The organism is Rhizobium sp. UFLA01-1127, from assembly GCF_059803845.1.
The window spans coordinates 1-12,437 of the sequence record NZ_JAUQTZ010000167.1 but is presented as its reverse complement, the minus strand read 5'-3'; the positions used below and the strand labels follow the sequence as shown (position 1 = coordinate 12,437).

At 59.1% G+C, this 12,437-nt stretch carries 17 protein-coding genes and 1 tRNA gene; 12 read left to right on the top strand and 6 right to left on the bottom strand.

Going from position 1 to position 12,437, the window contains the following annotated elements; genetic code table 11:
* From Q4Q11_RS28025 to Q4Q11_RS28010, 4 genes are all read left to right on the top strand, one after another.
* On the top strand, positions 1-301 hold a 301-nt coding region (locus Q4Q11_RS28025), incomplete at its 5' end, for a DUF1428 domain-containing protein (RefSeq protein WP_498571515.1).
* An 80-nt stretch (positions 302-381) separates the two neighbouring features.
* Positions 382-807, top strand: coding sequence for a secondary thiamine-phosphate synthase enzyme YjbQ (locus Q4Q11_RS28020; protein ID WP_113222448.1), 426 nt, complete (start codon positions 382-384; stop codon positions 805-807).
* 178 nt (positions 808-985) lie between these two features.
* On the top strand, positions 986-1,291 hold the full coding sequence (locus Q4Q11_RS28015; protein WP_498571514.1) for a hypothetical protein: 306 nt from the start codon (positions 986-988) through the stop codon (positions 1,289-1,291).
* 249 nt (positions 1,292-1,540) lie between these two features.
* The gene (locus Q4Q11_RS28010; RefSeq protein WP_112505818.1) at positions 1,541-1,882 is read left to right on the top strand and encodes a hypothetical protein; all 342 of its coding nucleotides are present in this window, start codon (positions 1,541-1,543) and stop codon (positions 1,880-1,882) included.
* Positions 1,883-2,008: 126 nt separating this feature from the next.
* Here the strand turns inward: Q4Q11_RS28010 and Q4Q11_RS28005 are convergent, their stop codons facing one another.
* A complete protein-coding gene (locus tag Q4Q11_RS28005) occupies positions 2,009-2,752 on the bottom strand; it encodes an SIMPL domain-containing protein (RefSeq protein ID WP_113337601.1) in 744 nt (247 codons plus the stop codon).
* A gap of 162 nt (positions 2,753-2,914) precedes the next feature.
* Between Q4Q11_RS28005 and Q4Q11_RS28000 the strand changes: the two genes are divergently transcribed.
* From Q4Q11_RS28000 to Q4Q11_RS27970, 7 genes are all read left to right on the top strand, one after another.
* A tRNA-Ile gene (locus tag Q4Q11_RS28000) sits at positions 2,915-2,990 on the top strand.
* Between the two features lie 311 nt (positions 2,991-3,301).
* Complete coding sequence (locus Q4Q11_RS27995; RefSeq protein WP_498571513.1) at positions 3,302-3,532, top strand: hypothetical protein; 231 nt, start codon at positions 3,302-3,304, stop codon at positions 3,530-3,532.
* Positions 3,533-3,625: 93 nt separating this feature from the next.
* Positions 3,626-5,386: an ABC transporter permease gene (locus Q4Q11_RS27990; protein WP_498571512.1), complete on the top strand. Its 1,761-nt coding sequence runs from the start codon at positions 3,626-3,628 to the stop codon at positions 5,384-5,386.
* Positions 5,387-5,407: 21 nt separating this feature from the next.
* Entirely contained in the window at positions 5,408-6,739 is a 1,332-nt protein-coding gene (locus Q4Q11_RS27985) for a nitrate/sulfonate/bicarbonate ABC transporter ATP-binding protein (protein ID WP_112513203.1), read from the top strand.
* A 204-nt stretch (positions 6,740-6,943) separates the two neighbouring features.
* Positions 6,944-7,090: a hypothetical protein gene (locus Q4Q11_RS27980; RefSeq protein ID WP_162701639.1), complete on the top strand. Its 147-nt coding sequence runs from the start codon at positions 6,944-6,946 to the stop codon at positions 7,088-7,090.
* A 119-nt stretch (positions 7,091-7,209) separates the two neighbouring features.
* On the top strand, positions 7,210-8,274 hold the full coding sequence (locus tag Q4Q11_RS27975) for a sensor histidine kinase (protein WP_498571511.1): 1,065 nt from the start codon (positions 7,210-7,212) through the stop codon (positions 8,272-8,274).
* A gap of 3 nt (positions 8,275-8,277) precedes the next feature.
* Positions 8,278-8,928, top strand: coding sequence for a response regulator transcription factor (locus Q4Q11_RS27970; protein WP_498571510.1), 651 nt, complete (start codon positions 8,278-8,280; stop codon positions 8,926-8,928).
* Positions 8,929-9,064: 136 nt separating this feature from the next.
* Here Q4Q11_RS27970 and Q4Q11_RS27965 read toward each other — a convergent pair whose 3' ends face one another.
* The 4 genes from Q4Q11_RS27965 to Q4Q11_RS27950 are packed head-to-tail and all read right to left on the bottom strand — an operon-like array spanning position 9,065 to position 11,522.
* Positions 9,065-9,514 (bottom strand): nuclear transport factor 2 family protein, encoded by a 450-nt coding sequence (locus tag Q4Q11_RS27965; protein WP_498571516.1) that lies wholly within the window; start codon positions 9,512-9,514, stop codon positions 9,065-9,067.
* 1 nt (position 9,515) lies between these two features.
* Positions 9,516-10,253 carry a hypothetical protein gene (locus tag Q4Q11_RS27960; RefSeq protein WP_498571509.1) on the bottom strand — a complete coding sequence of 246 codons (738 nt, stop codon included), beginning with the start codon at positions 10,251-10,253 and terminating at the stop codon, positions 9,516-9,518.
* Entirely contained in the window at positions 10,219-11,007 is a 789-nt protein-coding gene (locus Q4Q11_RS27955) for an XRE family transcriptional regulator (protein WP_498571508.1), read from the bottom strand. The genes Q4Q11_RS27960 and Q4Q11_RS27955 overlap by 35 nt, the downstream gene beginning before the upstream one ends.
* On the bottom strand, positions 10,980-11,522 hold the full coding sequence (locus tag Q4Q11_RS27950) for a hypothetical protein (protein ID WP_498571507.1): 543 nt from the start codon (positions 11,520-11,522) through the stop codon (positions 10,980-10,982). The genes Q4Q11_RS27955 and Q4Q11_RS27950 overlap by 28 nt, the downstream gene beginning before the upstream one ends.
* Positions 11,523-11,664: 142 nt before the next feature.
* On the opposite strand from Q4Q11_RS27950, the gene Q4Q11_RS27945 reads away from it, so the two are divergent.
* Positions 11,665-11,949: a hypothetical protein gene (locus Q4Q11_RS27945; RefSeq protein WP_498571506.1), complete on the top strand. Its 285-nt coding sequence runs from the start codon at positions 11,665-11,667 to the stop codon at positions 11,947-11,949.
* 70 nt (positions 11,950-12,019) lie between these two features.
* Here Q4Q11_RS27945 and Q4Q11_RS27940 read toward each other — a convergent pair.
* On the bottom strand, positions 12,020-12,437 hold a 418-nt coding region (locus Q4Q11_RS27940), incomplete at its 5' end, for a hypothetical protein (RefSeq protein WP_498571505.1).

Below are 12,437 nucleotides of genomic sequence, written 5' to 3'. Positions count from 1 at the left end.
TTACAAGGCAATGGCGCGCAGAGCCGGGGAGGTCTGGCGGGAATATGGAGCGCTCAGCTATGTCGAGGCCATAGGCGACGATGTGCCCTATGGCGAGCTCACTTCCTTCCCGCGTGCCGTGCAGGCGAAGGAAGACGAGGTCGTGGTGTTCTCGTGGATCACTTATGAGTCGCGCGAGAGCCGCGACGCGATACTGGCGAAGGTCATGGCCGATCCGCGCTTGAAGGATGATATGGAAAACATGCCCTTCGACGGCAAGCGCATGATCTATGGCGGTTTCAATATCGCCATTTCGCTATAGGCTTCAAACCGGCGGCCGGACTTGACATTCCGGCCGCCGGGCCAACCTGATGCGGATCGATCATCACATCGGGGAAAGTCATGCCGCAAACCGTTGTCACGCTCCCCACCCACGGTCAGGGGCTCTACGAATTCACCGATAAGGTGGCGGAATTCGTCCGCGCGGCGGCGGCCGGCGGCGACGGGCTTCTGACCGTCTTCGTGCGCCATACCTCCTGTTCCCTGCTCATTCAGGAAAATGCCGATCCCGATGTAAGGACCGATCTCAAGGCCTTCTTCAGCCGGCTCGTGCCGCCGTCATCCGATCCCTCGATGCGCTGGATCGTCCATACGATGGAAGGTCCGGACGATATGCCGGCGCACATCAAGGCCGCACTGATGCAAGTCTCGATCGGCATCCCGGTGATGCATGGGCGGCTGGCGCTCGGCACCTGGCAGGGCATCTATCTCTTCGAACATCGCGACCGGCCGCACAGACGGGACATCGTGCTCCATTTATCGGCCTGACCTCTATTGATCCTTCCACGTCGAGCAGTTGTTAACCGTCATGAATGCAATCTGAACGGTCAATTCGTGTTCGGTTCAGCTTGGCTGACCTAACGTGGCCCGATCCCAAAGGCGTCGACCGACAATGGGCCAACGACGGATTGCAACGATCCGCAGCAAGGATTTGAAGGAGAAACCCGTGACCAACCTTTTCGCCAAGACAGGTATTGCAGCTCTCATCGCGCTCGGCGCCATTTCTGCGACTGCCGTCACTGCGTCGGCCAACGATTTCCATCCGGGCATCCACCAGGCTCGTTATGATCACCGGCGCGGCCACGCCTGCTCGCCGAGTCTCGCTGTTCAGAAGGCTCGTGACATGGGCCTGCGCCGCGCTCGCATCGACAATGTCACGCCGCGCCGCGTCATCGTCGAGGGCTTCGGCCGCCGCGGTCCCGATCGCATTGTCTTCGCCAACGTGCCGGGTTGCCCGCTGATCCGCCGCTGATCGCGCGTTCTTCAGGTTTTCCACATCTATTCGATGGATTCGAAGCCGTCTCCGAAAGGGAGGCGGCTTTATTTTTCGCGTCGTGCTATTCTCGGTCGTCTGGTTTCATTTTAGCGTTCATTGTACCTGAATAATGAGTGAATGGCTGATTCTGAACTCGTTCAGTATCGCGCCGCTACCTCTTGGGCGATCGGTCGGCAAATCCTGCTGATATGAGAGAGAAGCCTTTTTTGCTGTATGGAGAATATAATGAGACAAATGCTGGCCAAATTAGGGGTTGCCGTTGCCGTCGCAGTGACTGCGCTGTCGGGTGCGGCAGATTTTGCCTCTGCGCAGGGTATGGATATCTATGTCGGTCCGGGCAGGCATCGTCCGCCACCGCCGGATTATGATCGCCCAATGCCGCCGCGCTTCGATCGCCGCGGCTGCGATCCGCGCCAGGCCGTGGACGTTGCCCGCAGCTACGGTCTGCGCCGTGCACGCGTTGTGGATGTTACGCCGCGTCGCGTCATCGTCGATGGCTTCGGTCGACGCGGTCCGGATACGATGATGTTCGCCAATGTTCGCGGTTGCCCGCTCCTGCGGCGCTGACAAGCAATGCGGGCGCACGAGGCGCCCGTTCTTCATGTTCTGACCTTTTCGCCTTTTTGGCGGGGGCCGCGGAACCGTCCTTTGCTCGATCCGGCTGGATTTGAGCGAAGGGCGGTTTTGTTTTGGTTACTGCTGGATCGCGTAGGTGATGCTGACCGACGCGTTGTATTCGTTCTCGCCGGTTGCAACGGGAACGGCCTTATCCATTGGGGCGGACGCGGCCATGGCGCGCATGTAGGGCTGCGGCGGTGCTGCAACACCGCCCTCGTGTATGGCGACGATGCGGCCGAGCTTCACGCCAGCGGCATCCGTCAGGGTCTTCGCCTTGGCGGCGGCATCGGCGACCGCGTTCTTGCGTGCTTCTTCGAGCACCGTATCCGGCTTGTCGTTGGTAAACCGGATATCGCCGCCCTGGTTGATGCCCAGCTTGACCGCCTGGTCGAGCAGTCCGCCGAGCTTGGAGAGATCGCGCACGCGAACGGTCAGTCCGTTCGTTACCTGATAGCCGGTTAGAACCGGGGGCTGATTATGGCCGTCCTTGTCGTTCGGATAGCTATATTGCGGCTGGATGGAAAAACCGGAGGTCTGCAGGTCACGCTCGGCAATGCCGCTTTCCTTCAGCGTTGCCAGCACGGCGCCCATGGCCTTGTTGTTCTGGCTGAGCGCGTCCTGGGCAGCCTTCGCCTGCTGGACGACCGACAGCGTCACCACCGCCATGTCGGGCGCAACAGATGCATGTCCCTCGCCGGTAACCGTGATGACCGCTTCGCGCGGCTTGACGTCTTCGGCAAAAGCCGCAGCCGCGGGGACGAAGAAAGTGGCGCTGACAAGAGCGGCAAGAGCAAAATCTCTGGTTTTCGTCAGAAGCATGGTTCGTTCCTTGGTTGATGATCCCTCGGGATTCGCTTTTGCGGATTGATTGTGAAGGTATTACGGCAGTCCCTTGTCGGAAAAGATAAATTGGGTTAGAGCCAAGACGGCTCCGGGGAACCATTGCTCCGGGGTTGCGATCGCGAAGCCTTTTCTCGCGCCGGGCCTGTAGCTCAATGGTTAGAGCCGGCGGCTCATAACCGCTTGGTTGGGGGTTCGAGTCCCTCCGGGCCCACCATTTCTGTCTTAAAATGATGAGCATATACTTTGGTATAATGGCGATGCACCATCGCCTGATTGCGTCCCTTCAGTGGTTGTGACAAGACGGCCCTGCCTGCGCAACATGATGCGAAGGCTCACGAAACCAGCAGATCAAGAAACCAATGGACAGCTACCCTAGTCGCTGTCCGGTTGTGGATTTATTCCGCATCCGGACGGTCATCGCAACAACCTGGATCGCTACCGGCATTCGCCGGGCGAGCGTCGGCCTGGCTTAGCTTGTCCGGCTCGCCCTCCGGATCGGCCGGTAGGCGTCCGAAGAGGTGAGCCATGAACAACATCGTTCTTTTCCGCGGACGCACGCTCGCAACCAAGTTTTCGGCCCCGCGCGCTTTCGCCCCTTCCGCCGGCATCCGTCCGGCGGAACGTTCCGTATCTTCGCAGCGTCTGCGCCTGATCGCCGTTTGGCACACCAATCCCCATACCGGAAAATTGGAATGCTTCTGGACGATGGAAAGCGGCGCCGTCCTCGATGAGGAGGACAGCTGTCGGGCGGCCTAACCATCATATGTCAAACAAGCCATGCGGCACCGCGTGTGCGGTATCCTATGGCCGTGCTCTTATTGGTAACATCCTGTTTTCAAGGAGTTATACATGGTTTTCATTGCTAACGATCAACGCGAGCGCAGCGCTGTTGCCGCATTGACGGGTGCGCGCATCCTGCCGAACGGCTACGATCTCGCCGCCTTCGCTTTCATCGCCGCCGCCACCTATCTCGCGCTTCATGGTGTGGCTGAGATGCGTGCACCGCTGGCCGGCCTGTCCGCGGCGCCGCTGTCACTCGACCCGGCATATCTGCCCGAATATGCCCTGCGTACGACCCTGCGCATGATGGCGGCTATCATCGCCTCGCTCATCTTTACCTTCGTGGCTGCAACACTTGCAGCCAAGAGCTGCCGCGCAGAGAAGATCATCATTCCGGCTCTCGACATCTTGCAATCCGTTCCGGTGCTCGGCTTTTTGACGTTCACCGTCACGTTTTTCCTGGGCTTGTTTCCAGGAAGCCAGCTTGGTGCGGAATGCGCCTCGATCTTCGCGATTTTTACCGCCCAAGCATGGAATATGGCCTTTTCCTTCTATCAGTCGCTGCGGACGGTGCCGCGCGATCTCGATGAGGTCAGCCGCGGTTTCGGCCTGTCGAGCTGGCAGCGCTTCTGGCGGCTGGAGGCTCCCTTTGCCGCGCCTGGCCTCGTCTGGAATACGATGATGTCGATGTCTGGCGGCTGGTTTTTCGTGGTTGCCTCGGAGGCGATAACCGTAGGCGATACCACCGTGCAGCTTCCCGGGCTCGGTTCCTGGCTGGCAGTCGCCATCGACAAGCAGGATTTCGCAGCTGTCAGCTGGGCAGTGATTGCCATGGCAATCGTTATCCTGCTCTACGACCAGCTCCTTTTCCGTCCGATCGTCGCTTGGGCCGACAAGTTTCGCTTCGAACAGACGGCTGGGCAGCAGAAGCCGCGTTCCTGGGTCTATTCGCTGATCCGCCGCACGCGCCTTTTGAAATATGTTACCGCGCCGTTCGCCGCCGTATGGGGCCGTTTGATGCTTGTCAGGCTGTCGCCCATGTCCCGGCCGGCAGCAAGGGAACGAGGTGGTCAGCAAACCATCAGCCGGATCATTGATTTCGGGTGGTACGCCCTGATCGCGGCTGTCGGCGCCTGGAGCGTCTGGGATGCCATATCGTATCTAAGCCAAACGCTGTCCTGGGGCGATGTCTGGATCGCTTTCGCCGGTGGGTTCGTCACGCTCATTCGAGTTGCCGTTCTCATTGCCGTTGCCAGCGTGATCTGGGTTCCGATCGGAGTATGGATCGGTCTTCGGCCGGCAGTCGCCGAGCGTGTGCAGCCTCTGGCCCAATTCCTGGCCGCGTTTCCGGCGAACGTCCTCTTTCCCGTCGCGGTGGTTGCCATCGTTGCGACAGGCGCGAGTCCGAACATCTGGCTATCGCCGCTGATGGTGCTGGGCACGCAATGGTACATCCTGTTCAACGTGATCGCCGGTGCCAGCGCTTTCCCGACGGATCTGCGGGAAGCGTCCTCCGTCTACAGATTGCGTTCCTGGATCTGGTGGCGGCGTGCGATACTGCCCGGAATATTCCCTTATTACGTGACGGGAGCGCTGACGGCTTCCGGCGGTTCGTGGAATGCGAGCATCGTCGCCGAACTGGCAAGCTGGGGAAACACGAAGCTCGAGGCCTTCGGGCTTGGCTCATACATCGCGAAGGCGACGGCAGCGGGTGATTTTCCGCGGGTCATCCTCGGCATCGTCGTCATGTCGGTTTTCGTCACTCTTTTCAACAGAACGCTCTGGCGGCCGCTCTACGTCTACGCCGAACGCCGTCTGCGCCTCGATTAATCACATATCGGAGAAATGAACATGGAAAACGCTGTCATCTCCAAGAAGGGCGAATTTGCAAAGAATTCGCCGCTGGTTTTCGCCAAGCAGGTCTGCCAGACCTACGACAAGGGAGCCTCCGGTTCGCTCGTCGTGCTCGATAACGTCGATCTCCAACTCTATCCCAACGAAATCGTCGGGCTGCTTGGTCGTTCCGGCTCGGGTAAATCCACGCTGCTGCGCGCTATCGCCGGCCTTATTCGCCCGAGCAAGGGCGATGTCACCTTCGAGGGTAGGCCCGTGGTCGGGCCGAACTCCGACGTTGCCGTCGTCTTCCAGAGCTTCGCCTTGTTTCCGTGGTTGACCGTGCTGCAGAACGTCGAGGTCGGCCTCGAGGCTCAGGGCGTGGCACCAGCGGAGCGGCGCAAGCGTGCGCTGGCCGCCATCGACCTGATCGGTCTCGACGGCTTCGAAAGCGCCTATCCGAAGGAGCTGTCGGGCGGCATGCGTCAGCGTGTCGGCCTTGCCCGCGCGCTCGTCGTTCGCCCCAAGGTCCTTTTGATGGACGAACCCTTCTCCGCGCTCGACGTGCTGACGGCTGAAACTTTGCGCACCGATCTGCTCGATCTGTGGTGCGAAGGCCGCATGCCGATTGAGGCCGTCCTGATGGTGACCCACAATATTGAGGAAGCGGTGCTGATGTGCGACCGCATCCTGATCTTTGGATCGAATCCAGGCCGCGTGATCGCCGAAATCCATGTGGATCTGCCGCAGCCGCGCAATCGTCTCGATCCGGCATTTCGCATGCTCGTCGAAGACATCTATGCCCGGATGACCGTAAAGACCGGTGCGCCAACGCGCGAAGGCTTGTTCCCTGGTACGGGCATTGCCATGGCGTTGCCGCGTGTGTCGACCAATCTGATGTCCGGTCTCATCGAGACGGTCGCCGCCGAGCCCTATCGCGGGCAGGCCGACCTGCCGCCGCTGGCAGCCCATCTGCATCTCGGCATCGACGATCTGTTCCCTGTCGCCGAAACGCTGCAGCTTCTGCGGTTTGCCGATCTGGAAGGGGGCGACATCAAGCTGACTGCACCCGGCCTGCGTTTCTCCGATAGCGATGTCGACGAACGCAAGAAGCTCTTCGAGCAGCATCTGGCGACCTACGTGCCGCTCGCGGCGCATATCCGTCGCGTGCTCGATGAGCGGCCGACCCATCGCGCGCCTGCGCGCCGGTTCCGCGATGAGCTGGAGGATTACATGTCGGAAGACTATGCCGACACGACCCTCAAGGCGGTCACGAACTGGGCTCGCTACGCGGAATACTTCGCTTACGACGAGAATGCGGATCTGTTTACGCTGGAGAACCCGAGTTGATATCCATATCCGAAACGGATGCAACAGCGTCGCCGCCGGCTGAGGCGGCGACTGGCCGCGCGACGTTTCCGAATTTGATAAGCCACCAAGGCAGGGTCTAGCGCATGAGAATCCGGCAGGCCGCCAATCTCGGCGATCTGCGTTTGCGCGGCCGACGCCGCCAACGCCGACATCTCTTCAGCCATTATGTGGGAAACGACAATCATGACCGTCGTCGCACTTGACCAGGTTACTGCGATCGTCATTGCCGAGCAGCCCGATGACGCGGCACTGGAGCAGATCGTCGGGCGACCGAGCCTTGAACCGCTGGTGACAGCGGCGCGCCGGCGTGCCGAAACTCTCATCGAGTGAAATCGATGCTGTATGAAAGCCATATCAGCGAGCGCCGCAGTTGTCTTGGAGCTACAGGTCAGGCAATTTTCCACCTCCACATGCAATGCCGCGAGAGCGCTGATGTTGGAGTGCAGGGGATGAGGCGCGAGTTTCTGAAATACCTCTTCGAGATGCCTTTGCTTTGGCTCGGCATCACGGTTCTTGCCGGTCTCATTTTTATCGGCGATACGATCACCGATTTGGAGATCGCCTTTGCCGTTTTGTATGTCTCCGTCATCTTGCTGGCGGTCTACTCCGGGCGGACCGGGGCTATCGCGATGGTCGGTATTGTATGTGCCGCACTGACGATCATCAGCTATTTCCTGACGCGCCATGGCGCTTCGCAAGCAGGTCTGATCAACGGCATCCTCAGCCTGGTAGCGATCGGCGCAACTACTTATTTGGCAATCAGGATCGAAATGCTCGATGCCAGGGCGAGACAGGCGCAGTCGGAGCTCGCGCGCATGTCGCGTCTCATGATTGTCGGCGAGCTGGGTACTTCCATAGCCCACGAGGTCAGCCAGCCGATCACTGCAATCGCTGCAAATGGCAATGCCGCGCTTCGATGGCTTTCTGCAACGCCAGCCGACCAGAGCGAGGCCCGCCGTGCTATCGAGCGGATCGTGGCGGATGCGAGTCGGGCCGGCGATGTCATCGGCCGCGTTCGCGGGCTGGTGGCGCGATCCTCGCCTTCGCGCGACATGATCGATCTGGTCGAGGCAATCAACGACGTGCTGGAACTCGTTCGCAGCGAAATCCGCCGGAATCAGATACTCTTGCGCACCGAGTTGGCGGGCGATTTGCCGCTTATGGCCGGCGATCGCGTCCAGCTCCAGCAGGTGATCCTTAATCTCGTCATGAATGCGATCGAGGCTTTGGTGGAGGTCGAGGCAGAAGCACGCGAGCTGCTTGTCAGCGCCGCTGCGGACGAACGGAAAGTGACCGTCAGCGTGCGTGATACCGGTAGTGGCATGCCACCCGAGAGGCTCGAGAGGATATTCGAAGCTTTTTATACGACGAAGCCAAATGGCATGGGTATGGGGCTTGCCATTAGCCGGTCGATCATCGAGGCGCATGGTGGTACCCTTTATGCGGCACCGAATTTTCCACATGGAGCCGTATTCGGTTTCACCTTGCCGCTCGAGGGAAAAACAAGAGGCTAGGACATGCAGGGGCAGCGACTGACCGTTTACGTGATCGACGACGATCCATCCGTGCGTGACGGGCTGGACAGCCTCTTGCGCTCCGTAGGCTATGAAACGCGTGGCTTTGCATCGCCGCGGGATTTCCTGGCGTCTTCGCGGTCGGAGGGGCCAGCTTGCATCGTGCTCGATGTCAGAATGCCGGATGCGAGTGGCCTGGATTTTCAGGGCGAGCTCGTAAGAATGGGTTATCCGATCCCGATCATTTTTCTCACCGGACACGGCGACGTGCCGATGTCCGTCAGGGCGATGAAGGCGGGTGCGGTGGAGTTTCTTCTCAAACCGTTCCGAGAGCAGGATCTTCTCGATGCCATCAGGCAGGCTCTCGAGATCGATCGTGTTCAGCTTCGAAAGCAGGCGGCGTCAGCCGATCTATACGAGCGCTTTTCAACACTCACGACCCGCGAACGCGAGGTGATGACGCTCGTCGCGCGAGGCCTTCTGAATAAGCAGATCGCCGCCGAGATCAGCCTCAGCGAGATCACCGTGAAAGTCCATCGGGGCCAGGTCATGCGCAAGATGCGCGCCGATTCCGTCGCGGATCTCATACGGATGGCGGATAATCTGGTACTGACGGATGGTAAAGCCGGCGATGTTGCGTCGGGAGTGCGCTAGAGTTTCCGCTTTTCTTCAGATCGCTAAAATGCCCCATCCTCTTGCTTCTCTACGCATTCCCGGCGGAAATTTCACACGCATTTGTCCGGTCGCATGGAATGCATGGCGCCAAGTGTCTTGCCGCGTTGTCGTGGATTCAGCCTTGTGGAGCAGTGAGCGTTCCTTGATGAAAGATCATTTGCCACCGCCCGTCGATGCGCTGCCAGATGGAGCTCCGTAGAGTGTGCCACTCCGGACCATTCTCGTTGGCCCGCCGGATGCTTCTATATGTGACGAGGACGGCATCTGCCGAGATCGGCCGAAAGGTATAGTCGCGGGAAATGATGGGAGGAGAGGGCCTTTCCGTCTTTTCTGCCGCCAAGTGTGCGACAAGCTCGTCTCTGTCAGCATATACGGTTCCAGAACTCCCAAATTCCACGAAGCCTTCCGCGAGGAGTTCTGCCACGGCTGTCGGCGACTGGCGGATTTCCGGAAGATGCAGCTTCTCCTCGAGGCTGCGAATCACTTCAAACTCATGCGAGAGAGCGTTCATGGTATCGGTGGCCTCCATTTGACGCCGGCATTCGTTCGTTGTGGATTTCAGCATATCACGCAAGCAATATCAGGTCTCTCTCGCGTTCGATCCTGTGAGTTTGATCACTATCGGCTTCCCTGGACTGCTCCAGCTCATTGGCAAAGAGCTCGGCGGCGTAACGTCCTGCCTGTGTCCTCTCATCTTCGATGACGGCAGCTATCCGCCGAAATAATTCCAACTCGAAGCTGTCTGCGCTACCCGATGAATTCGGCCGTGCCAGTCGCGCTCCACCGTCAAGCCGGACCGCCGATACGTAAAATTCATCTTCGTAACCGGCTCCAGCCGATGTCAATTCCGCATGTCCGTATAACAGCAATCCCGTTTCCCATCGATCGAACAGGCGGATGCTGAGCTCATCGAATGAATACTCGCAGGAGAAGGCCGGAACGTGCATCGTCATTCTCCCATATCGGCAATCTCGGCTGATGGTGCGGATGTCACGGCGACAGCAGCCGCCTTCAAAGCGCCCGATGGTGTGTCGGCAATGGTATTCGGCTTTCCTGGCATCAACGGCCACTCCCTCGATATTCCTTGGATCCGTCGCCTGTCCGGTTTCGCGGGCTTCGTGCAGGATTTGCGGCCTGCTCGGGCTCATTCCATTCAGGGTCAACTGCTTCTCAAGGCAAGGCTGCCATTCGACACGATATATGTCAACATTATTTATGTTTATCCGTGTCAATGGGGTATCGAAGATGTTTTGTGCCTGTGCAGATCTTTTATTTCCGGGCGATATGGCCGCAGATGCGGCCAATGATCGTCAGCCGATCCAGCTCAACGGTGAATGTTTCCAGGGCCGGATTGTCGGAGATGATCTTGACCTGGCCCGGTTGCGTGAAGGGAACGCGCTGCAGGCGTTTGATCTGCGGTTCCGTGTAGCCGTCGCTGATGGCGTAGACAGTATCGGTGGTCATCTGGTTCTGTGAGAGATCGACGATGACGCGATCGCCCGGCATATAGGTTGGCTGCATGGAGTCGCCGATCACTTCCATGATGATCGTATGGCTCGGCGAGGCTTTTGCCTCGTTCCGCAGATAGCCGGTGGGGATCAGCCATTCCGCGACGATTTTATGCCCGGCGACATTGCCGGAGCCGACTGGGAGATTGATGACTTCGCCGACGATGCCGCTGCCGGCGCCGAGTTTGACGTCCACCTCCGGCGTTGCGCCTTCGATCTGCGGCTTCCAATGCTCGCGGCTATAGCTGAGTTCGTTGCCGCTCTCGGCAAATCCGTCCTGATCCTGCTCGTCGGGGTCGAATGACATGACGATGTTCGGCGCCGGGCGTGCGGCTTTGCGCGAGCCTTCGCCAGTCAGCAGATAGGCGGCCGTCGTGCCGAATTTTTTCGCGTAGCGATTGGCAACCTCGGCGCTGAACTCGTTCTGACCGTTTTCATGCGCGCGATAGGTGGACAGGCTCACGCCCAGCGCTTCCGCTGCCTTCGTTGCTGATGGATAATTTGCGGCTTCGCGCGCCGCTCTCAGTCGTTCGCCCATGGATTTCTGCATCTTCCGACCCTCGCAAAATTTTTGACATAAATCATGTTGACAACAACATTATTATCAACATAATTTGTGTTTATCAAGATGCCTGCGGTGCAAAGCGCAACTTGGCGAGTGAGCGGGTTGGTGCTGCATGCAGCAGGGAATGTTCTAAGAGGTGAAGGCATGATCAAAGGCAGCGTGATTAGGAGGGCAGTGCCCCAGGCTGGATATTTCGATCGCTTCTGGGGGTGCCCTGGCTGTCTCCGAATCCTGTCGATTGCGGAGATCATCGAACTGCATTGCGAAGATTGTGACGCAGCCGTCGAGCCTGCGGAAATGGCGGAGGCCAAATCCATCGCAGAGACCGCCGACGAGGAGATGCTGCCATGATCGAAATGCTTCAGGGTTTTCTCGCTTGCATCGGCGCGGCGTTGTTTTTCGTCACCGTATCGGTGGCGACAAAGCGGCTCATTTGGAGGTCGCCAGTTCCATCCCTTGAGGATGAAGACTCCGGCGCTCCAGAGGGCGATCAATTCCATTTTCGGATCGTAGAAGATCCGGCTTCTGCCCGGAGAGGCCCATCAGACGGCTAAAGCTCCGCAAGCCGTAGCGCATCGAAAAGCTAAAACCCAATCGGAAACTCTACACATAGACCTGGCAGGTAGGCCGGGGGAGGTTGCTATGAACGAATTTCAAATCGGAACCGAAGCCGTCGCGGGTGGCCATCTCGGCTGGATCCGCAAGGCGCACCGAGCGACAAACGAGATCCTTAAAGACGGCAGGGGCGAACCGATCGTCTTTGCGACACAGGATGCTGCGAAGGCTGCAGCCGGTGAGGCGATGATTGCCTATCTCAATACACCGATGCTGCGCGATGGCGCGCGAGTTGAGGCGATTTCAAAGGCGGAGGCCTTCTTCAAACCCAAGTTCGCCGCGGCTGCCGGCGCAGCCGGCCGTACCGCCTGAGCTGTGCTGGGATGAAAGAGGCGTCAAATTCACCAACAAAAGGAGTCGAACGGCTATGAGCAAAGGCAGGCTAGATCTTCTTCTTGATGGGCTCGGCATCAAGCTGGTTCCTGTCCATCGGCGCCGCGCACCGGCGCAGAGCCACGCACGCGGTACGATGCAGGAAATCCGTGGCCGCTATGGCGATGGCCATTTGGTCTTCGTTTTGCGGTGCATCCGGCAGACCGGGAGCAATCGTGACGAACTTTGGTCTGATACGATCGGTGCGGTGTCCGATGTTCTCGCGCAGCGCCAGGATTGGGCGCTGCAGCGCCCAGGCGATCTGTTGGGCGCTTTCGATAATATCGCGCTCGCTTCGTTGCGCGCGGATGCGGTGGCGCGCCGACCTTGGCCCGTTCGCGCGACGTTGCGCACGCTGATCTATCAGGAATTGGAGAAACGACTTGATGCACCGGTCCGCCTTGCAGTTTGATGATTTGTCCGATCGC